We start from the raw sequence: 25876 nt of genomic DNA, 5'->3' as shown, positions 1-25876 counted from the left end.
TCAACATTACAATAATCCTTCGATAATAGAACGAATTCCTAATAATAATAAAATAACTCGAAGTGCTACTACAAGCGTATCTGATTTAATTCTTTTATTTAATGCTGCCCCTAGCTTTGCTCCAATATAAGCTCCTGGAATAACAGGAATCGTATAAAGCCAAGGCACATTTCCTAAATAAATATGACTCGCTGAATTAACAAGCGACGATAAAAATACTAGGAACATCGATGTTGCCACTGCTACATGTGGTGGGAATAAAAATAAAATAATCATTGCAGGCACAATCATCGAGCCTCCACCGATACCAAATAACCCTGAGGCAAAGCCAATACAAAACGTTAATGCAATGGCAAACCAAATTGGATACCCATATACATAGGTATTTCCTTCTTGATCTTCGAACTCTCGTTGCATACCGTTTTTTACAAACCATTCTACTGGTTTCAATTTATCACGTACAAGTAATATCGTCGCTAAAATAATAAGTAAAATACCAAAATATAAATTAAATGATGGTAAATCTAGCCCCTTATTTACCCATGCGCCCAACATTGTGCCCGGAATACTCCCTATAAAAAAAATCCAACCACTTTTGTAATCTACTGTTTTAGATTTCATATAACTTAGTGTAGAAGCAAGTCCTGTGAAAATCATCATGACAACAGATAATCCAACCACTTTTTGAGGAGTGATATCTGGAATCATCCCTAGATTTAACCCAACGAATAATGTTGCTGGAACTAAGACAACTCCTCCGCCAAGCCCAACCAATGAGCCAATTACCCCAGATAATAATGCAATAATAATTAAAAGAAAAAATTCCATTATAGTTCCCCTTCAAACATGTTTAATTGTTTAGGCGCTAACCCTACATCACTAATCGCTAAAATTCCTTGTAACTCTTTTGCATTTTTAGCGGCATGAAGCCCTGAGTTATTATTAAATAATACATATAGGTCCTGCACTTCTGATTGGAGATGTTTTATATGCTGTCCCATCTGCTGTAACTCTTCCCTATTATAATCATATAAAAAGCGAACTTTCCGCCAGTTTTCGGCATTCCCAGTATTGCGCCATCCATGAATGTTACGTCCATGAATACGTACAAGTGCCTTTGTTGCAGTAACCGTAGGATAAAAAGGTACTGAGCCTACGCCAGCCTGCGGTTCATCACAAATTGTATGAATGAATTGATGCTCTCGTAAAAAATCCATTGTTTGCTGCACTACATTGTCCGCATACCATGTTCGATTGCGAAACTCAATAGCTACGTCAAAGCCTTTAAGCTGCTGCCTAATATACAATAAATATTGTACATTTTTAGTCTGACAATCAAACCACGGTGGGAATTGTGCCAATACCATCGCTAGCTTCCCATGACGTTTAAATTCATTGACACAATCGATAAAGGCATTAAACATGTCATTCTTCGATTCAAACGGTATGTCGCCACGTAAATGACCAGTCATTCCTTGATAAGCCTTCACAACAAAACGGAAATTTCCGGGTGTATCCTCACACCATTTCCGAACATTCTCTTTAGAAGGTATAGCATAAAAAGAGGTATCTACCTCTACCGTTAAAAAATGACCTGTATAATCGAATAATTTGTCCTTTGAGGCAGTCACTCCACTATAAAGTGAAGGATGATCACCCCAACCAGTTAATCCAACTATAATCATGTGACTCCCTCCTTCATGTATATTTATCATAGCATACACCTTCTAATTAAACGTATCGTAAAAAAATCATAGTTCTTAAATAAGGTAAATATGTACATTACCATAATTTACATATACGATAAAATATAGGATTATCAGCAAAACGTAGGGTTGATTTCCGTTCCTGCTGGGGGCTATGTTGCTGACGCTTTGCTTTCGCGCAGAGCATCCTGGGCATCCATCGCTGTAGCAGAAAATACAGGGTTTTCCAATGCTTTTAACTATGTAGGATACGAGTTTTCATTTAACTAATATGTTAGAAACCCCATTAAGTGAACCGTGTCCACTTAATGGGGTTTAATTGTAGTTAGATTTTTAATTAATAAAACTTCACTACATCTTCAAAAGGTAAAGAAGTTTTTTCTCCTGGTTGTTCATTTGGTTCACCAAATGGCATTTGAGCTACAAGACTCCATTCTGCAGGAATATTCCAAGTTTCTTTAACTTCCTCGTCAATAATTGGATTATAGTGCTGAATAGATGCGCCGATCCCTTCAGTAGTTAAAGACATCCATGTTGCGTATTGTAACATTGCATTTCCTTGATGTGACCAGAATGGGAATTGCTCTTTATAAGAAGGCGCGTTTTCTTGCATTCGTTTGATTGTTGCTTGGTCTTCAAAGAACAAAATTGTCCCTACGCCATCTTTAAAGCCTTGTAAGCGTTCTTCAGTCGCTGTAAAATTTTCTGCTGGCACACGTGCACGTAATGTTTCTTTGACAATGTTCCAAAACTTTTCGTGTTCATTATCCATTAAAACTACTACACGTCCACTTTGCATATTAAATGAAGACGGTGCATGTACACTAATTTTTAATAGCTCTTCAATTTTTTCTTTTGTAATTGCTTCGTTCTTTTTCACCTTACGGATTGAACGACGATTAATAATCGCTTCTTTTAAATTAGTTGTTGTTACTGACATTTGTAATTCCTCCAAATTTTAATAAGATTCATTTATCTACACAGATTTTTACAAGTAGCTTTAATTTATATACTACTGTTTAAATCATTTACATAACCTACTTTTTTAATTGCTGATCGATCACTTGTGCTAGTCTTTCTTTACTAGCTAATCCTTGGATCATTTCATCACCAATAATTAAGGTAGGAACGGCAGTAATATTCGCCTCTTCATAAGCATGCTTTAAAGCTTCTTGATGAGCTTCCCGATATTTACCTGAACGTAAAGCTTCTTTGAATTCTTCTGCAGGTAAACCTACCTCATTCGCTAATCGAGTTAACACTTCTACATCCTCAATATTTTGTTCTTCTTGGAAAAACGCTGTGAAAATTCTATGATGAAATTCATTTCCCTTTCCAAGCACCTTAGCAAATTGATATCCTTCAAAAGCTAAATTTGTATAAGGATGTGGCGATACACGCGGTAATCGCATATCAATCCCTAGCTTTTTGGCTGTAGGGAGAATATAGGAATCCCATGATCCTAATTTAGCCGGCTCTTTCCAAGGGTCAATTTTCGGATATGGTTCAGGTCTTAACTCAAATGGCATCCACTCTATTTCAATATTCTTTTCTTTTGCAATTTCATCTAATGGCCCTTTCCCTAAAAAACAGAAAGGACAAATAAAATCCGAATATGCTTTTATTTTAAGAGTCACCACTTAAACCTCCCTTTCTCTTTTAGTTGTAACCATTTTAGTTACAACTAAGTCAAATAAATAATGCATTCAGGAATGCATTTATTGTGATTGTTGCACCTCACGGATTAAAGATGTAATTACATGCTCCATAGTAATATTGGCTAATACTTGCTCCATAGCTTCTTGTGCTTGCACTAAAATTAGCTCTAATACAGCCTGTATATTGGCACCTATAGGACAATCAGGATTTGGATTTTCATGTAAATGAAATAACCGATCTTCTTCTACAACTTCTACTGAACGAAAAACCTCTAGCAAAGTAAGAGCATCCAAATCTTTGATCAAAGAAGCTCCTCCTGTTCCACGGCGCACTTGCACTATACCTGCCTTTTTAAGATAGGACACTATTTTCCTAATTACTACCGGATTTGTATTTACGCTTTCCGCCATAAATTCCGATGTGCAAATGGTCGATGGATTTTGTTTGATGATTGATAAAATATGCACAGCGATTGTAAAACGACTGCTAATTTTAATCTTCATCACCTCCAGCTGTAACCATTATAGTTACAACTTAAAAATAAGTCAACTATTTTATAAAAAATATAAAAACTCGCCCTCGATTGCTAATTTGATAAATCGGATTAGATTCACAAATACGCTGAGCTGTTGAATAAAAGGCTCAAACTCTATATTGTCATCTTGATCCATCAGAACGACATATCCAAGCAAAGCTCTATCCGTCGCTATAGCTCTTCTAATTTTTTCAAAGATGGAAAAACCCGCCACAAACATGTTGTGGCGGGTTTTAAAAGTTTTATCCGATTGAACCTTCCATCTCGAACTTGATTAGGCGGTTCATTTCTACTGCGTATTCCATTGGTAATTCTTTTGTGAATGGCTCGATGAAGCCCATTACGATCATTTCTGTCGCTTCTTCTTCAGAAATACCACGAGACATTAAGTAGAATAATTGTTCCTCTGATACTTTTGAAACTTTCGCTTCATGCTCTAAAGAAACATTATCATTTAAGATTTCGTTGTATGGAATTGTATCTGAAGTAGATTGGTTGTCCATGATTAACGTATCACATTCGATATTAGCACGTGCACCACTTGCTTTAGGGCCGAAACGAACTTGACCCATATATGTTACCTTACCACCTTGTTTGGCAATCGATTTAGAAACGATTGTTGAAGATGTGTTTGGTGCCATATGAATCATTTTCGCACCTGCGTGTTGGTGTTGACCTTTACCTGCTAATGCGATTGATAATGTCATACCACGAGCGCCTTCACCTTTAAGGATACAAGCTGGGTACTTCATTGTTAACTTAGAACCGATGTTACCGTCGATCCATTCCATTGTACCGTTTTCTTCAACAACTGTACGTTTTGTTACTAGGTTGTAAACGTTGTTTGCCCAGTTTTGAATAGTTGTATAACGGCAGTATGCATCTTTACGTACAACAATTTCTACTACTGCTGAGTGTAAAGAGTTTGTTGTGTAAACAGGAGCTGTACAACCTTCAACATAGTGTACGTGTGCGCCTTCATCTACAATAATTAACGTACGTTCGAATTGACCCATGTTTTCAGAGTTAATACGGAAGTAAGCTTGTAATGGCGTTTCCACTTTTACACCTGGTGGTACATAGATGAATGATCCACCTGACCAAACTGCTGAGTTTAGTGCAGCAAATTTGTTGTCAGTGTAAGGAATTACTTTGCCCCAGTATTGTTTGAAAATATCTTCGTTTTCACGTAAAGCTGAGTCAGTATCTTTGAACACAATACCAAGATCTTCAAGGTCTTGTTTCATGTTGTGATAAACAACCTCAGATTCGTACTGAGCAGATACACCTGCAAGGTATTTTTGCTCTGCTTCTGGAATACCTAATTTATCAAAAGTAGCTTTAATTTCATCAGGTACTTCATCCCAAGATTTTTGTGTAGCTTCTGATGGTTTTACGTAATACGTAATTTCATCAAAATCTAAATCTCCTAGGTCGCCACCCCATTGCGGCATTGGTTTTGTATAGAAAGTTTCAAGTGCTTTTAAGCGGTACTCAAGCATCCACTCTGGCTCTTGTTTCATATTAGAAATTTCACGGACGATTTCTTCAGTTAAACCACGTTTTGAACGGAAAATTGATACGTCCTTGTCATGGAATCCGTATTTGTAATCGCCAATATCAGGCATTTTTTTAGCCATCTTTTCTCCTCCGTTCATAAATAATTGTTATTTTGTTTAATGCTCAATAACCTTACTTCAAGTGAAAGCACAAATAATGCTTTCACTTGAAATTAGGATTTATTTATTCCTTAACACCTTTTTCCATCGCTTTCCAAGCTAATGTTGCACATTTAATACGTGCAGGGAATTGAGAAACACCTTGTAGTGCCTCAACATCCTCAAGGTCATATTTATCGCTATAGTCTTCACCCATCATCATTTTAGAAAAAATATCAGCAAGCTCTAATGCTTCATCAATTTTTTTACCTTTGATGAGCTGCGTCATCATGGATGCAGAAGACATCGAAATTGAACAGCCTTCGCCATCAAACTTCGCATCCTCGACAATACCGTCAGTCACTTTTAGCGTTAAGTGAATACGGTCTCCACAAGTCGGGTTGTTCATATCAATCGTTACAGCATCGTTTTCTATAGATCCTTTATTACGAGGATTTTTATAGTGATCCATAATGACTGAACGATATAGTTGATCTAAATTATTAAAAGACATCGCCAAAATACTCCTTCGCAGAACGTAACCCTGCCACTAGGCGGTCAATATCTTCTTCTGTGTTGTACAGATAGAAGCTTGCACGCGCTGTCGCTACTTGTTGAAGACATTTCATTAGTGGCTGCGCGCAATGATGTCCTGCACGAACAGCAATACCGCTCATATCAAGAACCGTTGCCACATCATGTGGATGTACATCGTCTAGGTTAAACGTTACAAGGCCACATCGCTTCATCGGGTCACGTGGGCCAAAAATTTTAAGTCCGTCAATTGTTTCAAGCTGATCCATCGCGTAGCCTGCAAGCTTATGCTCGTGCTCCGCAATTTTATCTAGCCCAATTTCAGTTAAGAAATCAATAGCAGCTCCTAAACCTATTGCACCTGCAATAATAGGAGTTCCGCCTTCAAATTTCCACGGTAATTCTTTCCACGTCGACTCATGAAGTCCAACAAAGTCAATCATTTCGCCACCAAATTCAATTGGCTCCATCTTTTCAAGGTGTTCTTTTTTACCATATAGTACACCTATTCCAGTTGGTCCGCACATTTTATGACCTGAGAACCCTAAGAAATCTACATCCAAATCCTGTACATCGATTTTCATATGTGGTGCTGCTTGTGCAGCATCCGCTACCATTACCGCACCATTAGCATGCGCAATTTGAGCGATTTCTTTAATTGGGTTAATCGTTCCTAGTACGTTTGACGCCATCGACACCGACACAATCTTTGTTTTAGGTGTAATTGTCGCACGAACCTTTTCTAGATTAAGTGTGCCATCTGCTTCAAGCTCAATATATTTCAGTGTTGCATTTTTTTCCTTTGCAAGCTGTTGCCAAGGAATAATATTGGAATGGTGCTCCATGTGGGTAATGACAATTTCATCACCATCAGCCACATTAGCACGACCATAACTTGCTGCTACTGTATTTAAAGCAGTTGTAGTACCGCGAGTAAAAATAATTTCTTGTGTTGAAGTAGCATTAATAAAATTACGAACCTTTTCACGTGCCCCTTCATACTTGTCAGTAGCACGATTACCTAATGTATGCACACCACGGTGAACATTGGAATTATCGAATTCATAATAATGCTTCATCGCTTCAATTACTTGAATAGGTTTTTGAGAAGTGGCTGCGCTATCAAGGTAAACAAGTTTATGACCGTTTACTTCCTGATTTAAAATTGGGAAATAGCTTTTAATGTCTTTATTCATCATTAGCGAACTTTCCTTTCAATAACCTCCGTCAGTTGCTTTTGAACGCCTTCGATTGGTAATTGCGTAACAACTGGCGCAAGGAATCCATGGATAACAAGGCGCTCTGCTTCTGCTTTCGAGATACCACGACTCATTAAGTAGTAAAGTTGTAGTGGATCAACTCGGCCAACAGATGCTGCGTGTCCTGCTGTTACATCGTCTTCATCGATTAATAGAATCGGGTTTGCATCGCCACGAGCTTTTTCAGAAAGCATTAACACACGTGATTCTTGTTGTGCATCCGCTTTTGTCGCACCGTGTTCGATGTAGCCAATACCGTTAAAGATTGATTGTGCCGCATCTTTCATTACACCATGCTTTAAGATATGACCATTTGAGTTCTTACCCCAGTGACGAACTTCAGTAGTGAAGTTAAGTTTTTGTTCACCGCGACCAACAACGACTGTTTTTGTATCAGCATTAGAACCGTCACCGATTAGATGTGTAATGTTTTCAGAAATAGTATCTGAGTCATTCATTAAGCCAAGAGCCCAATCTACTTTCGCATCACGAGCTAGACGTCCACGACGATTTACATAAGTAGTATATCCTTTCGCAAGTACATCAACCGCACCGTAAGTAACTTGTGCATTGTCTTGAACTACTACTTCAGCAATAATATTTGCTTGACCTTTTGCTTCTTCAACTGTTGAAATATATGTTTCAACATATGTTACCGCTGAATTTGCTTCAGCTACAACTAACACGTGGTTATATAATGAAGCTTCTGCGTTATCGTTTAAGAAGATAACTTGAAGTGGCTGTTCAATAATTACATTTTTCGGTACGTATACGAATACACCACCGTTAACAAGTGCCGCATGAAGCGCAGTTAATTTATGCTCATCAACTTTAACAGCTTCTGTCATGAAGTACTTTTTAACAAGGTCACCGTGTTCACGAACCGCCGTTAAGATATCTGTAAAAATAACACCTTTATCAGCTAATTCTTGTGATGTTTTAATGAAAGCTGGTGTATTATTGCGTTGAACATAAAGGTTTTCTTGTGCTTCAAGATCAATTAAACCTTTCGCTTCTTCTGGTAAAGCATCAAGTGAAGCAAATCCTTCACTGTCAACTGTATGAGTTGGGAAATTTAAGAAATCCCATTTTGTAATATTTGTTCTGTCTGGTTTTGGCATATCTAAACCAGTTGCTTTGTCTAGTGCTGCCGCGCGAAGCTCAGTAAACCAAGCCGGTTCTCCCTTTGCTTCTGAGAACGAGCGCACGTCCTGTACTGTTACAGGCAAGTTAAGTTCCACTGTCATGCTAGTTCGTCCTCCCTCTTATGCTTCGTGTTCTTCTGTTTCTTCTTCGATACCTAATTCTTTTTTAATCCAGTCATAGCCTTCCGCTTCTAAACGTTGTGCTAACTCTTCGCCACCTGATTTAACAACACGGCCTTGCATCATTACGTGTACATGGTCTGGTGTAATGTAGTTAAGTAGACGTTGATAGTGAGTGATCATTAAGCAGCCGAAGCCTTCTCCACGCATTGCATTGATTCCTTTTGAAACAACTTTAAGCGCGTCAATATCAAGACCAGAGTCAATTTCATCTAAAATTGCGAAAGTTGGTTTAATCATCATTAATTGAAGAATTTCGTTACGTTTTTTCTCACCGCCAGAGAAACCTTCATTTAAATAACGTTGTGCCATATCTTCATTCATTTCAAGGAATTCCATGTTTTTATCTAATTCACGGATAAATTTCATTAGAGAAATTTCATCGCCCTCTTCACGACGTGCATTGATAGCTGAACGTAAGAAGTCAGCATTTGTTACACCAGCGATTTCAGAAGGATATTGCATAGCTAGGAATAAACCTGCTTGAGCACGCTCGTCTACTTCCATTTCAAGTACATTTTCGCCATCAAGCTCAACTGTACCAGAAGTTACTTCATATTTAGGGTGACCCATAATTGCAGAAGCTAGTGTTGATTTACCAGTTCCGTTTGGTCCCATGATTGCATGAATTTCATTTGTATTGATCGTAAGATTTACGCCTTTTAAAATCTCTTTCCCGTCGATTTCAACGTGAAGATCTTTAATAACTAAAGTTGACATAAAATACCTCCATAGTGTGTTCAGTGAATGGTGAACCATCCCTTAATTATCATCATTCTAATCTTAACTGAAAATCGTTCTCTATGCAAACCATTTCAATCACTTTCACTTTTCTTTGAAACAATCCTTAAAAACAAAGAGTTTGTAAGCATTTTCAAAATATTGCTAATCGTTATTGACAATGAGAATCAACTCCCCGTATTTTCAATAAAATAAACCTAATTGAGAATGGATTTCATCTAGCTACATAGTGGAAACCCCTCAGGAATCGCTAATTGTAGCGGTTTTGTGACAGAAATGTATAAAGAACAGTACCAATACTATAACCTTTTTTATTAGAATAGAATCAAATAAGGGAAAGAAATTTATAGAGTTCTAGTTCGTAAAAAAAGATTTACCATCATAACGCGGGGGATGATTTCCGTTCCGGCTGGGGGCTTTGTTGCTGACGCTTCGCTTTCGCGCAGAGCAGAGCTACCTAGGGGCATCCAGCCTCCACTCAATCAGCCTATTCATTTAACATATTTTTCAGATATCATCCTAAACTTTGATGATAGCCAAAATTAACAATTGAAGATAATGCAATTTCTTTAATTCTCTTTTTCATTTTTACTTTTCTTCTTGAGCTCCAATGAAGTTTCTGAGCATCTCCTTCTATATAAAGCTCGCTAGCTAACATTTGTTTATTTACGGTAAAATTTCATCTTAAATAGTATATAATTGAAGAATAATCAATCGTATTTTTCGATTAATAGAGGTGAATATCTAGTGGAGTTACGTCAATTACGATATTTTGTTGAAGTTGCTGAACGCGAACACATATCAGAGGCTGCCGAACATCTTCATGTTGCTCAATCTGCAATAAGCCGACAAATTGCTAATTTAGAAGATGAATTAGGCACACCACTTTTTGAACGTGTAGGACGCAATGTTAAATTAACACCGATTGGAAAAACATTTCTCGAGCACACCATTACTGCTTTAAAAGCCATTGATTTTGCCGCTAAGCAAGTTGAAGAATATTTAGATCCTGCTAAAGGTACGATAAAAATCGGCTTTCCAACAAGCTTAGCTAGTTATGTATTGCCAACTGTTATTTCTGCCTTTAAGCGTGAATATCCAGATTTGCAATTCCAACTCCGTCAAGGTTCTTATCGTTTTTTAATCGATGCAGTCAAAAACCGCGAGTTAAATTTAGCTTTTTTAGGTCCACTTCCACCGAAGGACGAAACAATTCGTTCAACCATATTATTTACTGAAAATATCGCTGCATTACTGCCAGCAAAACATCCATTAGCCAAAAAAGAAAGTATTCAACTTGCTGATTTACGTAATGATTTATTTGTATTATTCCCAGATGGCTATATACTACATAAAGTAGCTATGGATGCCTGTCGCGCTGCCGGCTTCTTACCAAACATCATCTCTGAGGGTGAGGACTTAGATGCACTAAAAGGTCTTGTCGCTGCGGGCATTGGGGTTAGCTTATTACCAGAAAGCTCCCTATATGATTCAGCCGCTCGTTTCACAGTAAAGGTACCGATTAAATCACCTACAATTCCAAGAACAGTCGGTATTATTTCACCTGTAAACCGCGAAATTGCTCCATCAGAAAAAATATTTTTAGACTTCGTTACCAATTTCTTTTCACGACTTTCTCAATTCCAATAAAAAAAAATCGCCGTATGTGGCGATTTTTTTTTGGGTTTAGATGGTTCTTTCCGTCACTAGCGATTTTATCCGTCATTCTAGCAGTACTTTCCGTCACTTTGATAATCCTATCCGTCGTTCTGGTGGTTCTTTCCGTCGCTCTAGCAGTTCTTTCCGTCGCTTTGATATTTCTATCCACGACTTTTGCTATCCTATCCGTCACTCCAAAGCCCTATCATTCACAGATTTTACACGCCTGTTTCTTTATGCTTCTCTGCCACGAGAATGGCAAACACATATATAGAAATTTTGGTTTCTACACCGCTGATTTATCAAAAATCTACTATATGATTTTCGCTATTCAACACGCCTTGCATTGTTTAAAAATTCAGAAAACTGTATAATAGAAATTGGAGGGATATTTATGATTAAGACAGCTATATGTGATGACATACCCCAAATGGCAGATGCAGTAGAAGAACTTTTAATACAATACAATCAAAAATTATTTGAGGCCAGTGTTTTCTATTTTCCTCAAAATCTAATCAAACATATGAAAAAAACTGAATTTGATTTATTTATTTTAGATATCGAATTTCCTAATACTACAGGTATTGATCTTGCTGAAATAATTCGCAAAAACAATTTAAATGTTCCTATTATATTTTTAACTAATTACAGAGAATATATGGAGGATGTCTTTAAGGTACAAACCTTTGACTACATAATCAAACCTGTAACTAAGGAGAACTTATTTCCAGTTTTAGATAGAGTAATAAGATATCTAGATGTTGGAGAAGAAAGGTTCATTTTTTCCTATAATAAAAAAACCTATAGCCTCAAATTAAATGAGCTTGTTTATTTCGAGAAAAATCGTCGCCAAGTTATTATTCATACGTTAAATAAAGTGTATGTCTCTAACATGTCTACCACTACAATTCTACCTAAACTTAATGACTGTTTTGTTCAAGTACACACGTCTTTTATAGTTAATGTAAAATATATAAAAGAAATAGGGAATAATTTTCTTATATTAAAAAAAGATAATAATAACTCTATCGAAGTACCTTTGAGTAGAAAATATAAAGAAACCGCTCGAGATAAAATACTAATGAAATTAAGGGACATAGTATGATAATCAACCTATTTATCCGACTACTAAGCATTGTAACTTATATCTTCTTACTTAACTTTTTTTTCTCAAGCTGGTCACCGTCCCGAAAATTGTTTAGAAAACTAAATTTGTTAATTATCCTACTTCTTTTCCTGACTGTAGGAAGTTCCTTCATTATAAATGAAACTTTTTTGCCCTTCGTTAATATCATGCTAACAGTTTCATTGATATTGATAATTGCTAAACAACATGATGTTCCAATTAAAGAAACTATTTTTTGGACAATCATACTATTATCCATTAATTTCATATGTGAATCTCTGTCACTTTCATTATTCAAAAAGTTATTCTCATCAACTACCTATTATTCTAATACTATTTTCATTCTTATTACTACTAGTTTTACTACGATTATTGGAATACTAATTTTTTCTGGAATTAAAATCTTATTTCTAAAAAAAGACAATCTTTTTCAATCCATTAATAATTCTGCTTTAGTAGCTCTAATTTCAATCCCTATTATTTCGATAATTGTTTTGCTAGGCTTTTTAGTTTCCGAGATAAACATCAACATTGACTCACAACTAATCGAGTTTTCTGTAGCATCAGGTATTCTATGTATGAACATAGTTGTTTTGTATTTGTATAAGAGTCTAATCACACACTTAAAAAAAATAAACCATATTTCACTCCAAAAAAAAGCACTTGAATCAGAAATAAAATATATTGAAGAAGTTAAAAAAAATCAACTAAATATCAAAGCCATAAAACATGATTTAAAGAATCAGTATCTTGTTTTATTGGGTCTGCTAGATCGAAAAGATACAGTAGAAGCAAAAAATTATTTGATGAGTTCCATTGAAGGATTAAACCAACATTCAAATTTTTACACTAACGACAGTGTACTAAATTATTTATTGAATGAAAAAATCTCAATTGCCAAAAAGGAACAAATCGATTTCAAAGTTAAAATCTTTCTATCTGAAAAAGTTAGTATTGATAACGATATTCTTGCAATAATAATTGGAAACTTAGTCGACAATGCATTAGAAGCTTGCTTTAGAATAAAAAAAAGTGAAGACAAAGAGATATTACTAGTAATTAAACAGTTCAATGAAAACCTTTTGATTGATATATCTAATACTTTCGATCCATTAGAAACTAAATCCAGAAGAAATCGCCAATATGAAGGAATAGGTGTTAGAAGTATAAATGCTTTAGTTAATAAGAATGGTGGTCTATATAAGCATTGGATTGAAAACAAGAAGTACTTCGTAAGTATTGTACTTTTTGATATCTCTTAACCGGTTTGCTAATCCACCATTTTCATCAAATTCATGACAATCTATTCTTAATCAAAATATTTTTAATAGATAATCACTTGAACTCAAGTTCCTAATTTTTAAGGCCGAGTGATTATCTATTTATTGTGTATTTTTGTTTATTTTGAAAAGCGTTCGATTCCCAACAAACGAGGCCAATAGCGATAAGCAAGGTTTATATAGTCTCGCTTTTATCTATTCTTTTACTGACATAACGAAGTATAGGCATCATTGCCAATAATACACATAAAGCTCCTATGGATGCGGCAAATTGATAGTTTATCAACGACAGAGCAGAAACGTTAGCTAATATTACAATAGAAATAATGCTAGTAATTACTGTATACATTGTTGATGCAAAATAAATACCGATAAAACTTGAAAAGAGTACGATTGATGAAGTTAATAGTACACAAACTACTGCAACAAAAATAAAATCTAACCAATAACTTTTAATGGATTTATTCAGTATCGGAAAAATAGTTTCTCCTATAAAAAAAATCGAGTTGACCAATAGAAGTGCTACAAATTGAGACAAACCAAAGATACATCCAAATACTATGTTCTTGATTAAATACAATCTACTCCGCTTTATTGGATATAAAAAAACTCTATTTCTATTATCACCAACATAATTATTAACAATATAACGGCTTATTGCTACAGCCCCATATACAGAAATAATACACATAGTTATTGTGCTTGCTAAACTAACTATTGCTGGGTAACTTGTTAAAATATCATCCCCATCAAATTTTCCTACGATTACAAAAAAATAAGTAAAAATCAATTGAGAAAGAAGGGTTAATACAAATGTTGGAAATATAATTTTCTTCATTTTAGAAATCTCAAAGTGATAATAATTCATTTAATACATAACCTCCTTTACTTTTATTTTATATACTTATTTTGCAGTTAATTGGTTGTAATAGTCTAAAATTCCCCCTTCATAAATACGGTTGATATCATCAATTTTTCTCATCTCACTCGTTCTACCATTTGACATAAAAACAATATCAGTTGAAATATCTTCAAGGTCAGCGAAAGTATGACTCGTTATAAGTATAATTTTTTCTCTCGCTAAAGATTTCAAAATGCTCTTAACTATTTCGATTCCATCAGGGTCTAGTCCATTAAACGGTTCATCTAAAACTAATATTTCCGGATTGTGCGTCAGAGCTACTGCCAATTGTAGCCTTTGCTTCATTCCTAAAGACATTTTTCCAATAACCGCTTCTGGAGAAACATTCAAATTCACCTGCTGCAAAAGAGGGTGCCATGAACTTGGCCTTTTTAACCCATAATAGTGAAAATGTTCTTCAAATAACTCATGAATAGTAAGTTCATAAATACTGTCTAAAGAAGTAAATATCGTCCCAATTTTCTGTAAGTTTTTATAATTATCCGTTTGTGAAACAAGATTATCATCAAACCAGATTTCGCCCTCATCAACAACAACCAACCCACAGATACTTTTCAACAAGGTAGTCTTTCCAGCACCATTGGGCCCTATTAGAGCATGTATTCCTCCTTGTTTGAAACACAAATACTCAACATTGATCACTAAGTCATCTTTAATATATTTTTTTAAATTTATTAGCCTGATTTGATTCATATTGACTTACTCCTTTCTCGACAGGGCAAAAAATGATAATCCAAAAGTAAATAGTGCCCAACTAATAACCACAATTATATTCTCAAATGAAATTGCTCCTAGGCCAAATAGTGTAGCCCTAATCAGATTACTCGCTGGTACAAAGGGAAGTACATTGTATATAACTGCCATCCAATCTGGAAGTCTTTCAGCAGGGTAAGTAATAGGAGAAAATAATAGGCCTCCTATCATAATAATTTGTGTCACCAATGCAACTAAATTCGATGGAAGCCAATATGCTATCGCAAAGCCAATAGAAATCATTGCAACTTGTGCCAGCAGGATAATAAGAAAACTTGTAAGAGATACGTTGATTGATATATTAAATCTAATCATAGCAGCAAAGCACGACATAAATATTCCTGGTATTGAAGCGATACCCCATATGATAATATCCGCAAACAGAATACTCATACGATTAACCGGTAAAGTCTTTTGATATTTCACAATTCCATCTTGTTTTGCAGTATTAACTATTTGGGCTGCTAAAACACAACCAACAGCAATAATCCCCAAAGTAATCGCACCTGAAGATAGATAAAGTGAAGTTTCTTCATCTATTTCCGGTATCAATAAAGCAAGTCCATATACAATGGCAAGAGCTAAAGCCGCTTGAGCTATACTAAAGGTTGGCAATAAATATCTGTGCCTAATCAAACTCCAACGCATCAATCCCCAAAACTGTAGTAAACTATCGTTTTTTGGCATTGCTTCAGAATATATCTCTAGTTTACTTTTCATTTGTTAACTCTCCGTATAGATTATTTACTGAAGATGGTGCAAGCCGATAGTTGACTACTTCTTTTTCATTGATTTTTCTTAACACCCAATTTAAAGCATCTGGAACTTGTTTATGTGTTAGCTTGAAATTATATTGCATTTCTTTATCTTCAAAAACAATATCTAGTGCTTCTGGTAAATTATTTAAGTTAAAAGAATTATTAACCGTTATTGTTAGTACGTTTGGTACAGATAATCCTAAATTTACTTCTCTAATTGGGGAATCCTTAATTAATTTTCCTCGATCCATCAGAAGATATCTGTCAGTATATTGTTCTACTTCTAACAAATTGTGCGTGACTACAACAATAATATGTCCTTTTTGAGCAAGTTTCCTCAAGTATCTCCAGATGATTTTTCTTCTCACAGGGTCTACATCATTTGTAGGTTCATCTAATAAAATAATAGGTGGAGGTGCTACAACTGCCATAGCAAAAGAGGTAAGTCTTTGCAATCCTCCAGATAATTTTTCTCCAGATTTATTTGCCCATTCCTCAATCTGCAATTCCTGAATTATTCCATCAGTCAGTTGCTTATTTTCATATCCACTAATACCTTTTATTCTTAAAACTGACTCAATAGATTGTCTCAATGTCACCCCAGCCAACGGTGCATGAAACTGTGGCATCATTGATATCAAGCTTCGTGCAACTTTAGTTTCTTTAACCAAAGAATGTCCCTGATAAGTTATAAAACCGCTATCCGGTTTTGTTACACCAATTATTTGGTTTAGGAATGTTGTTTTTCCAGCACCATTGTGACCTGTTAGAGCTACAACTTCACCCGCAGAAAAATAAGTCGATATGTTATTGTTTGCTTGTATATTGCCTTTTCGATAGCTTTTACTGATTGAGTGGATGCGTAAATCATTTTGCATTTCTTCACCTCTTTATTTTCTTATAAAAAAAATTAGTGCACTCTGTTAATGACACTATGCACAAAAGGAATAAACCATAGAAAAACTAAGATGAACGTAACGAAGTACCCTATTAAGCGAATTTTACCTAGAAAGGGATTCTGGCTGTTTGAAGCTTTTGAACTGAATTCTACGAAAGGATCGTCAATACTCATAGACACTAAAAATTGACCATCACTTTTTTTGTGAAAGCGTAGCTGCCAAAGAATTCTAATCCATAAGATAGAACATGATACAGGAAGAACCCAGCTATTAATCCAGAACTGAGAATAAGTCAAAATCGAAAGAAGGAATAAATCAAAAATTACTCCCGCACTAATTGCAGTGACTCTACCTAATAATGACCATACCCAGATATGGGACATTGCCACTGTAGCGGTTGCCTTTTTAAAGTTTAAATTCATTCCCCATTTCAACTTTTTCCAATTATCAGAAAAAACAATGTGCATTACCTCATGAATAAAAGTTGTTACCATGGAGAAGAGTATTATAAAAATAATATTTACCCATATATTTGTATGTTTAGAGATTAATTTGCTCCCAATTGGAATACCAAAAAAGAATGTTGAAACAAATATACTTATTAAAGAAATGAAGCCAATAATCAACATCCCTTTTCTAAGAGCGGTCCATTTTTTCGTAACATTTTCTTCTGAAAAATAAAAATTATCTAGTTTATCAGATTGAATAAACCCAGTTTCAGTAAGAGTATTTATGAAATCTTGGTCATAAATTTCTGGATTAAGAACTCCTGATGATAAAGCAGTAGCAATCTCTTCGTCAACAACAATTGGTTCGGATTTAGTTGATACGATTATATAGTCCCCGCACTTTAGTTTTCTACTAAATGTTGGATTCAAGGACAATAATTTCGACATAATTTACTCACTTTCCACCTTCATAGTATTGAAATATTTCCCAATCATCCACCTTTCCTTCACCACAAGTTGGACATTCCTTTGGAAATCTCGGCCATGAAGGATGTTTAAAAGAGGAACCATCTTCATAATTGATTTCGTATTGAGTTCCTAAACTTCTAGGTGTAGCATAATTAGTTACCAATCTGACTAATTCATCAACAATCGATGCGGTTAATTGAAAAATTCCCGGTCCGTATGCAATTGATGGGGGATCAAAATTAATTTCTCTAAATCCCACAAATTGTTCGATGAACTTTGGATCATTTTTACTGAAGTTCAAATTTAAACAGTCGAAACAACCTGTTTCCCTTGGTATCACTGTGTAAACACGCCCTCTACTTACTTGAGAAGCGCCAAATACACATGGTAATCCAGCCTTCACAATCGCCTGGTTAACAATTCTATGAATAATAAAAGGAGGTTCATCAATTGCACAAATTACCACATCCACGTCATTCGTAAATAATAGGACATCTTCAACAGTGACAATTTTTTTATTATGACTTTTAATGATAATGTTTGAATTCATTTGAGAGAGTGCTTCCTCAGCTACTTCGTTTTTCAACCTACCAATATCAGATTCTCTATATAGAAATTGTCTCCCAAGGTTACTTGCTTCGACTCTATCATAGTCAACAATAGTAATCTGTTTTGGACCTAATCCAGCTAAAAGGGTCAAAATATTTGATCCTCCACCTCCAAGTCCCAATAAAAGGATACGTGTATCATTCATTTTTCTTTGAATGTTAAATCGATCACCTTGCGTATTCGTGAATCTACTGAAGTAGTTAACATTGGCAATGTATCTGTCTTGAATTTCTTGTTCAGGTAGTGCTTCTTCAAGGACTCCTTCACTGTCAAGTAATTCTATTCCACCAATAACGTCCTCCTCAGTCAAATCAGGAAACAAGGTCTGCATTCCCTTTACTACTTCATCTATATGTCGTCCGTCCAATCTTGTAGCTAGTTCCCAATACTGTTTTTCCGGATCTTCGAATTCTGTTGTAATTCCCAGTTGAGCTCCAATTCTGAATACTTCGGGATTTAATTGATATAACGGATAAATCGGTTTTATTCGTGGATTTTGAAAAGACACACTAAAGACCTCCCTTATGTTATAATTTCTCAGATGTGTGTTGATTAGCAAAAATCATATAGTAGGTTTTGATAAATCAGTTGCGTAGACACCAATATTTTTGTTATGGGCTTTCGCCATTCTCTTTGCAGAGTAGAGCAGCACAAATAAACAGGCATGTAAAACCCGAAGGAAAAGCATCTTCCATTTCCCCCTATTAATCCGACTATGTAAAAAATCAGAAGCGTGACGAATTCTTTTCCATTCAAATGTCACTGCTCCAAACAAGTAAGAAACAAATGTGGAAACATCACATTTACTGGCAATATCAGACATGACTATTTCTCGTATTAATTAAATAAAAACCAAAAGCAAGATTATTAGATAACCTCGCTTTTGGTTTGTGGCTATCATTAAACGATAATCCACCATGCTGTAGCATCAACTTTTACCGCTTTGATAACTTTAACATTTTTCATAGTTATCCCCCCTTCGTATTAAATTACACCTATGCATAATAAGGTGCATTAAAATCACAATTAGAACTTAAATAGCAACAATATTCTTTTCACTTTTAAATCAAAAGTATTTGCTTGCTATCATTACATTCATAATAATGCTAAATTCAAAAAAATTGGTAAGCTGTAACAATTAACAATCTAGTTGTAATAATCAACCTTGTATGACTCGTAAATCAAAGCAGGAAAAAAGCAATAATGACCTCAAATGAGACCATTATTGCTTTTTCGTAAATACTTCCTTATGAAAAGATACCTTAAATGTTGATTTTTGTTGACCTAATTTATTCTTTTCGTCACTTTAATGATTCTATCCACGATTTCGGCTACTCTATCCGCCACTTTGACGTTTCTATCCACTATTTCGCCTGTGCCATCTGTCTCTCTAGCAATCGAATCCGTCACTCCACTGATTGTTCGTTAATCCATTGTAACGTTTTCGAACTTAGACCTCCGGCACGCCATAAAACAATCTCATTGTAGCGTTTCTTTCGTACGTGTGCTGTCCATTTCTCAAGTGTTTCCTGATCGGCATACCAAACTTCATGCTTCACTTTTTGTTCATCTACATACGTGAAATATACAGCACCACTTGCTTTATCTCGTTGTTTAACCGCTTTCGTTTTGTTCAGTAATTCCTCTGCCTCTATCTCTGTTAATGCAACTGTTTTGCCTTGATTTACCCATTCAAATCCGCCAGTTGCAAAAGCAATCGCTAGTTTTTGATTGGACTTCTTAATTTTTTTTATTAAGTCATTTAAAAATGAAAAGTTTGCCTTTGCACCTGGACCACTATGATATCCGTGCACATTATAAGCCATCACTGTATATTTAGGTCCATTTGGCAATTTAACATCAAATGGGAAGCTAGGCTCAAGTACGACATGTAATGAAATACCTTTTTTTGATAACTGTTTATAAAGTTCGTTTAGGAAACGGACATACCCAGGAAGGTCCTCTTTAGTAACCTTTTCATAATCAATTTCGATACCATTCACATTGTATTGGTCAACAACTCGCAAAATATTATCAATATGTCGCTGCCTTGATGACGCATTTTGAAACAACCGATTTAATAACGTGCTATCCTTCTGAACTGAAGGGGCGTTATCTGTAACAGTGTCGTTAATTAACGTAAGTATCACTTGATGTGATTCATTAAATTGTTGCTGTGTTTGTTTCAACATTTCTATCGTATCTTCAGTTAATAATAATTGTTCATTCTCATTAAAATAAGCACCAAAAACGCGAATGTCTTGTAAGCCATGTTCTGAATTTTCTACATCCTCGATGGCAGATTTGATTTGCCATTCAGGTAACCAAATAGATAGTTGAAGCTTTTCTTTGTTCTTCAATGGTTCTCTCGCCTTCACAGGTTCTTCTTTACTATTACTACAGGCCGTGATAATTAGTAGTGCTAGACAGATAAACAATAAAATTTTTTTCACTTGAATTTAGTTCCCCCCGCTTTAGAAGGTTTCAATAAAGAAATCCACAACGCTATTAATTAAAGTCATTGTTTTGTGCTTTACTTTATCGAAGTTCGTGTATTGGTTAGTAAAAAGTGTACGATCGTTACTATCTGTAATCAAAATATCTTCGATGAATGTATCATAAATATCATCTGCATACTGTTCATGCGAAGTTTCTTTTGTGCTGAACATCGCACCAAATCCAATTTGTGATCCTTGAATATCAGGATTTACTTGTATTGTTTTGGATAATACCGTATCTACGTCAATCTTAATTTTATCCTTATTAACAGCAATGTTAAATTCTCTTGTTTTTGTTAGGTTTCGTGGATATTCTTCCTTATCAATTCTAGAGCCTTTTTGCGTATCCTGATAATTGTATACAGTAGCCTTATTAAATGCATACTCTTCTTCATTCCACTTTATTTCATTTAACGGGAAACGCCCCTTCTCTACAACGCTTGATTCTGGTGATTTCTCAAAAACAACAATCTCATTATCGATTAATGCTACCCGAATATAGCTATCATTTTTTTCATCATAGTTTAAATAAATAGATTGTTGCCCAACGACATTCCCTTTAAAGGCAAAGTTTATATGATATTGCTCTGGAAGTGTTTCCTTCAATATTACCCGACCTTCACTAGCGGGTGCAGACGTTATAGTAATCGCATTATTTTCATATTCTGCTGCACCATTCATGACAGACCATTCTTTTGCTCGTTTAGGATCTCCGACTTCAAATTCTACATTTTGCTTACTAGCTTGGCGTATTTTCATCATCAAGTGATTGGTAGACCAATAAGGAGAAACTTGCAATCTACTTAAGTTGTAAAGATTAGCATCCGCATCATTATATGCCCCTAGCTCCAAATTGAAATGCATTTTAAATTTATCTTTAATTTCTTTATTATTCGCACGTTCAACTAACGAATCCATATTATTATAAAGTGAGTTGGCATGCATAATCGCATAAGCTTTAGGAACTTCTCCTAATTCCTCCTCATAAATATCTTGCATTAGCTTGTAATCTTTTTGGATACGTTTTTCCATTTCCTGTCGCGTTTCACTTGGTATCATATATTGATTGCGGATGAAGTCCATTAAATAATGATTATAATATTCGATAGTCGTTTTATTTGGCACATTATTTTCATCTATTACACCTAACGACTGTCCTTTATTATTAAAAATATTTATATATGTTAGACGGTACCCATTAGAGCCCAACTCCCAATACCCACTTTTCTCCATGAGCAATAAGTCTTTCGGCTTTAAAAATTTGTTGTCCCGTGTATCCATTTTATTGGCGTACGTAAACATCGTAGCTTTATAGTTTAGATCCTCCATGATGTTTTGAGCAAATATACTAGAATCTGTCCGTCCATCTTCAAATGATAAAAACAAAGCTTTTTCTGGCAACGGTTTGTCTTTCTGATAAAAATCTAAAATATCTTGCTGAGTAATTGTTTGATAACCTTGACTTTCAAGTAATTCTAGTTGTTTTTTTAAATTCTCTTTAGATACGTATTTAGGAGACTCGCCTCTGCTCACACCAAAATATGATAATGCGATGAAACCATCTTTATTTTCTAGAGGAACCGTTTCCTCTACCCTTTTTTCTGTTAAAAACACTACACGGATTAAAATAATCGCTAAAAATATAACGATAATCGCTTGAACAATGGATCGTATTATTTTCCTTCGATTTTTTTTGGCTGGATTTAATACAACATTTTTTTCACTCATTTCTTCTCACCCATTTTTCTATTTAGAATCGAAAATCGGGATTTTCGCAATTTTTGTTTTTCCAATTTCTTTTCTTTGGCGATGACATCTTGAGGTGTTTCTCTCGTACCCCATGTTGATTTCCAAAATGTAACCCATGCAACAGGCATTTGCCACAGCAAAATAAATTCATAGAAAAGTACAAAGATAAAGCCAAATGTCCATAACTTACTTTTTCTAAAGAAAAGATGGGCCAAACTCATTAGCATTGCCATCAGGAACAAGCCCATTAAAAACGTAGTTGGAAAAACGCCATGCATAATTGGCACATAAAGTAGATTGTAAACAACAACAATAGGGGCTGCTATCGGTACGATTAAACCGATGATGAAGAAAAGAAACATAAAAGGTTCCTTCTTCCACATAAATAAAAATGCTCGTAACGATTCGCGTAGCCATGATCGTTTCCATCTCATTTGTTGAGATAAAAAGACTTTTGAATCTGATGGAACAATTGTAGAACATACGGCATTGTCTTGATATCCCGTTCGATGTGTTTTTAAAATATAGTTTGTCATACTACGGTCATCACCGAATGTTGCGGGTTGTCCAAGAAATTTTTGGTTTAACCATGCTGATTCATTCTTTAAAATAAGCTCTTTTCGATAACATGCTAATGGACCAGATAAACAAGTTACTGTATCAAACCAAGACTCAGCAGCTTTCATTATCCGGAAGGCTATATAATAGCGAACGGTTTGCAATTTTGTCAGAGCATTTGTAAATTTATTTTCAACCTCTGTTCTTCCAGCCACACCGCCCATTTTAGGATCTTGGAAAGGCTGCACTATATTTCGAATAGCATGAGGTTCTAAAAAACTATCTGAATCTACGAAAACGACTAAGTCGTGTTTGGCTAGATGCACTCCGGCAACTAGAGCCTCACGTTTCCCTCCATTTTGAGGTAGCTTATGGAAACTTAAACGATTCTTTGTTTTAAAGCGCTCACCCTCACTATGAATAAGTTCAATCATTTCCTTTGCTTTTTCCTCAGTTCTATCTGTTGAATAGTCATCTACAACAATAACTTCTAATTTGTCTACAGGATAATACTGATTAATACAGCTTAAAATTGTTCTATGAATCCACTCTTCCTCGTTAAACACTGGAATAATAATAGAAACGCCCGGTTCAAATTGAGGATTTATCGGGACATTCCTATAGAAAATACCGAATAAATATCGGCTTAAAAGAAATGTTGCAGCAATAATACTATATAGATATAGGAATTTATTGAATCTGAAATAAATAACACTTTCAGCCCTCATTAATACCACAATAAGAGAAACAATCAATAGAAATAAACTTGCCACAAAGATTGATAGTCCCCAACGTTTTTTAGTCATATAGTCATTTAAAGGCTGTAGAAATTCACATGCATAATAGCATCTAGTTTCACCATCTACTTCTTTCGTAAAATGACGAACAACTTTCGCTTTTACCTTTACCTTAGATTCATAGCCCTCAGGCATCGCACCACCAGGTATAGTAAATTTCATCGTAATAATTTCATCTATTACAAAATTAGTAGGACTATTTGAAAATATAAGGATACCTGTAACCGAAATATCCTCCGCATAATGTTTGTCACTAACCTTTTGCTTTACTCTTTTAATTTGTACTTCAAAATTAGTTTCATAGCGTAAACTTAACAGCTGTAAACGATATATTTCATTGACATCTGTAGGATCGATTTCTTCCTTTTGATACGAAGCACCTCGTCGATTAACGAGATTTCGCACATTTTCTGGATCAGGAATATTCGATAAAATTCGTCGATCAGAGCGCGGTATCGTTAAAATCTCTTTTTTCTTATTCATGATTATCAATTCACTTTCTTATTTGAATCTTCTTCAATCCAAGTCGACATTTTTGCAAAGCTATATCCATCTTTTTGCAGCTTTTCAATGATTACTGGTAAAGCCTCAACTGTTTTTGTACCATCTAAAATGTGCATAACAATTACTTTTCCTGGACCAATCCTACTCATCACACGATTATAAATATCCGAAACGCTATATTCTAAATTCCAATCGAATGATGCAATATCGTACATAGCAATGGATTTGATACCTGTTGCGGCAATAATTTTCGCTGATTCTTCATTAATAGCACCTTTATTAGGTCTGAAATACAGTAAAGGTTCTTCCTGTAAGGCGTATGTTAACGCCCTATGTGCCTTCACGACATCCTCTTGGAGTTCCTCCGGTGTCATTGTCGTAACATCAAGGTGACTGTAGGAGTGGCTTGCAATCTCATGGCCTCTCTCAACAATTAATCGCGCTAGTTGTGGATCCTTTTCCACACCTTTGCCAATTAAAAAGAATGTAGAGTAAACGTTATACTTATCAAGAACATCTAAAATTTCTTTAAGTCTCTCCTCACTCGCCCAATCATCAAAGGTTAAAGCAACTTCCTTTTTAGAAGTATTTTTACGGTAGTACATATTTGGTTTTACATTTTCATAATCCAGATTCACTTTAATCGCGTCATAACCTTCTATTGCCTCTAAGGGTTTTACTATATATTGCTCATCTAATACGTCTGTTAATGTAGAGAATGCATATCCTTGTTCTTTCCCCAATTGAGACAATAGTGGTACAACATCAATAATTGCAGGATTAATGTATGTGTTTAAATGAATGACTGATCCACTGTTGATAAAACGATGAATATAATCCGTTATCTCTTCGGCACTTTGCATATTTCGATCTTTCGGATTAATGGAAGATTCTACGACTCCCTGCATATTGAGCGTTTTAGTTGCTAAACGCATATTGTCAGTTGAGTCACCAGAACGACTTCGGACGTATTTTGGTGTATAACCTAGATGCTCTTCAAAAACTTGATTTGCTAAATAAATCTCTTTATAGGTTTCTTCATAATTTAAATCGGTCATATCAGGAAACGTCAGCGTACCATTTTCTACTTCATGACCTTTTGCTAAAATGTCCTTCACTAACTCAGGATCTTGTGCCACTCGCGTTCCTTCTACAAAAAATGTTGCCTTCATGTTACATTGGTCTAATACCTTTAATAGCTTCTGCATTGTTTCATTGTCAGCAAGCCCATTAAAGGTTAATGCTATCTTCGGACTAAGAATACTCGCATGACTATAAATTTCACTCATTGTCCCATCATGTTCCTTCACCTCAATTGTTGAATCAACTGGTTGAATCTGATTAGTTTGAGCAGACGATTGACATCCTGTTAAAAATAAAATGAATAATAGACTACATATTTTTAGTCGACTCGCGTTCACAGAACCCCT

At 35.2% G+C, this 25876-nt stretch carries 23 protein-coding genes; 3 read left to right on the top strand and 20 right to left on the bottom strand.

The features are described 5' to 3' along the window. Nucleotides 1–6 precede the first annotated feature (6 nt). From ACVYAD_RS17040 to sufC, 10 genes are all read right to left on the bottom strand, one after another. Complete coding sequence (locus ACVYAD_RS17040; protein ID WP_349661346.1) at nucleotides 7–828, bottom strand: sulfite exporter TauE/SafE family protein; 822 nt, start codon at nucleotides 826–828, stop codon at nucleotides 7–9. Next, entirely contained in the window at nucleotides 828–1685 is an 858-nt protein-coding gene (locus tag ACVYAD_RS17035) for a DUF72 domain-containing protein (protein ID WP_349661347.1), read from the bottom strand. The genes ACVYAD_RS17040 and ACVYAD_RS17035 overlap by 1 nt, the downstream gene beginning before the upstream one ends. 358 nt (nucleotides 1686–2043) lie before the next feature. Further along, nucleotides 2044–2646 (bottom strand): nitroreductase family protein, encoded by a 603-nt coding sequence (locus tag ACVYAD_RS17030; RefSeq protein ID WP_476427257.1) that lies wholly within the window; start codon nucleotides 2644–2646, stop codon nucleotides 2044–2046. A 97-nt stretch (nucleotides 2647–2743) separates the two neighbouring features. Beyond that, nucleotides 2744–3343, bottom strand: a complete 600-nt coding sequence (locus tag ACVYAD_RS17025; RefSeq protein WP_349661349.1) for a DsbA family oxidoreductase — start codon at nucleotides 3341–3343, stop codon at nucleotides 2744–2746. Nucleotides 3344–3424: 81 nt separating this feature from the next. Then, complete coding sequence (locus ACVYAD_RS17020) at nucleotides 3425–3862, bottom strand: Rrf2 family transcriptional regulator (RefSeq protein ID WP_349661371.1); 438 nt, start codon at nucleotides 3860–3862, stop codon at nucleotides 3425–3427. Nucleotides 3863–4142: 280 nt separating this feature from the next. Then, complete coding sequence (gene sufB, locus ACVYAD_RS17015; RefSeq protein ID WP_031417705.1) at nucleotides 4143–5540, bottom strand: Fe-S cluster assembly protein SufB; 1398 nt, start codon at nucleotides 5538–5540, stop codon at nucleotides 4143–4145. 103 nt (nucleotides 5541–5643) lie between these two features. After that, on the bottom strand, nucleotides 5644–6072 hold the full coding sequence (gene sufU / locus ACVYAD_RS17010; RefSeq protein WP_349661351.1) for a Fe-S cluster assembly sulfur transfer protein SufU: 429 nt from the start codon (nucleotides 6070–6072) through the stop codon (nucleotides 5644–5646). Then, nucleotides 6062–7291, bottom strand: coding sequence for a cysteine desulfurase (locus ACVYAD_RS17005; protein ID WP_079561482.1), 1230 nt, complete (start codon nucleotides 7289–7291; stop codon nucleotides 6062–6064). The genes sufU and ACVYAD_RS17005 overlap by 11 nt, the downstream gene beginning before the upstream one ends. Further along, on the bottom strand, nucleotides 7291–8598 hold the full coding sequence (gene sufD, locus ACVYAD_RS17000; protein ID WP_349661352.1) for a Fe-S cluster assembly protein SufD: 1308 nt from the start codon (nucleotides 8596–8598) through the stop codon (nucleotides 7291–7293). The genes ACVYAD_RS17005 and sufD overlap by 1 nt, the downstream gene beginning before the upstream one ends. Before the next feature lie 18 nt (nucleotides 8599–8616). Further along, nucleotides 8617–9396 (bottom strand): Fe-S cluster assembly ATPase SufC, encoded by a 780-nt coding sequence (gene sufC, locus ACVYAD_RS16995; protein ID WP_476427255.1) that lies wholly within the window; start codon nucleotides 9394–9396, stop codon nucleotides 8617–8619. Nucleotides 9397–10164: 768 nt separating this feature from the next. On the opposite strand from sufC, the gene gltC reads away from it, so the two are divergent. The 3 genes from gltC to ACVYAD_RS16980 all read left to right on the top strand — a co-directional run bounded on the left by gltC (nucleotide 10165) and on the right by ACVYAD_RS16980 (nucleotide 13464). After that, nucleotides 10165–11067 (top strand): glutamate biosynthesis transcriptional regulator GltC, encoded by a 903-nt coding sequence (gene gltC / locus ACVYAD_RS16990; protein WP_349661353.1) that lies wholly within the window; start codon nucleotides 10165–10167, stop codon nucleotides 11065–11067. Nucleotides 11068–11470: 403 nt separating this feature from the next. Continuing rightward, nucleotides 11471–12181: a LytR/AlgR family response regulator transcription factor gene (locus ACVYAD_RS16985; protein ID WP_476427254.1), complete on the top strand. Its 711-nt coding sequence runs from the start codon at nucleotides 11471–11473 to the stop codon at nucleotides 12179–12181. Nucleotides 12182–12780: 599 nt separating this feature from the next. Next, nucleotides 12781–13464, top strand: a complete 684-nt coding sequence (locus tag ACVYAD_RS16980; protein WP_476427253.1) for a sensor histidine kinase — start codon at nucleotides 12781–12783, stop codon at nucleotides 13462–13464. Nucleotides 13465–13657: 193 nt separating this feature from the next. On the opposite strand, the gene ACVYAD_RS16975 is transcribed toward ACVYAD_RS16980, so the two are convergent. The 10 genes from ACVYAD_RS16975 to ACVYAD_RS16930 form a co-directional block, all read right to left on the bottom strand. After that, entirely contained in the window at nucleotides 13658–14350 is a 693-nt protein-coding gene (locus ACVYAD_RS16975; RefSeq protein ID WP_476427252.1) for a hypothetical protein, read from the bottom strand. Between the two features lie 36 nt (nucleotides 14351–14386). Further along, a complete protein-coding gene (locus ACVYAD_RS16970; RefSeq protein ID WP_476427251.1) occupies nucleotides 14387–15097 on the bottom strand; it encodes an ATP-binding cassette domain-containing protein in 711 nt (236 codons plus the stop codon). 6 nt (nucleotides 15098–15103) lie between these two features. After that, nucleotides 15104–15877 (bottom strand): ABC transporter permease, encoded by a 774-nt coding sequence (locus ACVYAD_RS16965; RefSeq protein ID WP_476427250.1) that lies wholly within the window; start codon nucleotides 15875–15877, stop codon nucleotides 15104–15106. Further along, nucleotides 15867–16793: an ABC transporter ATP-binding protein gene (locus tag ACVYAD_RS16960; protein WP_476427249.1), complete on the bottom strand. Its 927-nt coding sequence runs from the start codon at nucleotides 16791–16793 to the stop codon at nucleotides 15867–15869. Before ACVYAD_RS16960 ends, ACVYAD_RS16965 begins: the two co-directional genes overlap by 11 nt. 32 nt (nucleotides 16794–16825) lie before the next feature. Beyond that, nucleotides 16826–17710: a hypothetical protein gene (locus ACVYAD_RS16955; RefSeq protein ID WP_476427247.1), complete on the bottom strand. Its 885-nt coding sequence runs from the start codon at nucleotides 17708–17710 to the stop codon at nucleotides 16826–16828. 7 nt (nucleotides 17711–17717) lie between these two features. Further along, nucleotides 17718–18848, bottom strand: coding sequence for a ThiF family adenylyltransferase (locus tag ACVYAD_RS16950; RefSeq protein WP_476427246.1), 1131 nt, complete (start codon nucleotides 18846–18848; stop codon nucleotides 17718–17720). A gap of 898 nt (nucleotides 18849–19746) precedes the next feature. Continuing rightward, nucleotides 19747–20793: a glycosyl hydrolase family 18 protein gene (locus ACVYAD_RS16945; RefSeq protein WP_476427245.1), complete on the bottom strand. Its 1047-nt coding sequence runs from the start codon at nucleotides 20791–20793 to the stop codon at nucleotides 19747–19749. 21 nt (nucleotides 20794–20814) lie between these two features. Further along, nucleotides 20815–22566 carry a polysaccharide deacetylase family protein gene (locus ACVYAD_RS16940; protein WP_476427244.1) on the bottom strand — a complete coding sequence of 584 codons (1752 nt, stop codon included), beginning with the start codon at nucleotides 22564–22566 and terminating at the stop codon, nucleotides 20815–20817. Then, on the bottom strand, nucleotides 22563–24425 hold the full coding sequence (locus ACVYAD_RS16935; protein ID WP_349661357.1) for a glycosyltransferase family 2 protein: 1863 nt from the start codon (nucleotides 24423–24425) through the stop codon (nucleotides 22563–22565). Before ACVYAD_RS16935 ends, ACVYAD_RS16940 begins: the two co-directional genes overlap by 4 nt. A gap of 5 nt (nucleotides 24426–24430) precedes the next feature. Then, on the bottom strand, nucleotides 24431–25867 hold the full coding sequence (locus ACVYAD_RS16930) for a polysaccharide deacetylase family protein (protein WP_476427243.1): 1437 nt from the start codon (nucleotides 25865–25867) through the stop codon (nucleotides 24431–24433). Between the last annotated feature and the right edge of the window lie 9 nt (nucleotides 25868–25876).

This window comes from Lysinibacillus sp. G1-3 (genome assembly GCF_056322905.1).
The sequence above is the reverse complement of the archived record's forward strand: the minus strand, read 5'-3'. Positions and strand labels throughout refer to the sequence as shown.

What these genes read in the sequence shown, in the direction of transcription:
- ACVYAD_RS16940 (WP_476427244.1), bottom strand. Translation starts at nt 22,566, where the DNA reads ATGAGTGAAAAAAATGTTGTATTAAATCCAGCCAAAAAAAATCGAAGG.
- ACVYAD_RS16960 (WP_476427249.1), bottom strand. Translation starts at nt 16,793, where the DNA reads ATGCAAAATGATTTACGCATCCACTCAATCAGTAAAAGCTATCGAAAA.
- ACVYAD_RS16975 (WP_476427252.1), bottom strand. Translation starts at nt 14,350, where the DNA reads ATGAATTATTATCACTTTGAGATTTCTAAAATGAAGAAAATTATATTT.
- ACVYAD_RS17005 (WP_079561482.1), bottom strand. Translation starts at nt 7,291, where the DNA reads ATGATGAATAAAGACATTAAAAGCTATTTCCCAATTTTAAATCAGGAA.
- ACVYAD_RS16985 (WP_476427254.1), top strand. Translation starts at nt 11,471, where the DNA reads ATGATTAAGACAGCTATATGTGATGACATACCCCAAATGGCAGATGCA.
- ACVYAD_RS16980 (WP_476427253.1), top strand. Translation starts at nt 12,781, where the DNA reads ATGAACATAGTTGTTTTGTATTTGTATAAGAGTCTAATCACACACTTA.
- ACVYAD_RS16955 (WP_476427247.1), bottom strand. Translation starts at nt 17,710, where the DNA reads ATGTCGAAATTATTGTCCTTGAATCCAACATTTAGTAGAAAACTAAAG.
- sufD (WP_349661352.1), bottom strand. Translation starts at nt 8,598, where the DNA reads ATGACAGTGGAACTTAACTTGCCTGTAACAGTACAGGACGTGCGCTCG.
- sufU (WP_349661351.1), bottom strand. Translation starts at nt 6,072, where the DNA reads ATGTCTTTTAATAATTTAGATCAACTATATCGTTCAGTCATTATGGAT.
- sufB (WP_031417705.1), bottom strand. Translation starts at nt 5,540, where the DNA reads ATGGCTAAAAAAATGCCTGATATTGGCGATTACAAATACGGATTCCAT.
- sufC (WP_476427255.1), bottom strand. Translation starts at nt 9,396, where the DNA reads ATGTCAACTTTAGTTATTAAAGATCTTCACGTTGAAATCGACGGGAAA.
- ACVYAD_RS17035 (WP_349661347.1), bottom strand. Translation starts at nt 1,685, where the DNA reads ATGATTATAGTTGGATTAACTGGTTGGGGTGATCATCCTTCACTTTAT.
- ACVYAD_RS17030 (WP_476427257.1), bottom strand. Translation starts at nt 2,646, where the DNA reads ATGTCAGTAACAACAACTAATTTAAAAGAAGCGATTATTAATCGTCGT.
- ACVYAD_RS17040 (WP_349661346.1), bottom strand. Translation starts at nt 828, where the DNA reads ATGGAATTTTTTCTTTTAATTATTATTGCATTATTATCTGGGGTAATT.
- ACVYAD_RS16965 (WP_476427250.1), bottom strand. Translation starts at nt 15,877, where the DNA reads ATGAAAAGTAAACTAGAGATATATTCTGAAGCAATGCCAAAAAACGAT.
- ACVYAD_RS16970 (WP_476427251.1), bottom strand. Translation starts at nt 15,097, where the DNA reads ATGAATCAAATCAGGCTAATAAATTTAAAAAAATATATTAAAGATGAC.
- ACVYAD_RS16935 (WP_349661357.1), bottom strand. Translation starts at nt 24,425, where the DNA reads ATGAATAAGAAAAAAGAGATTTTAACGATACCGCGCTCTGATCGACGA.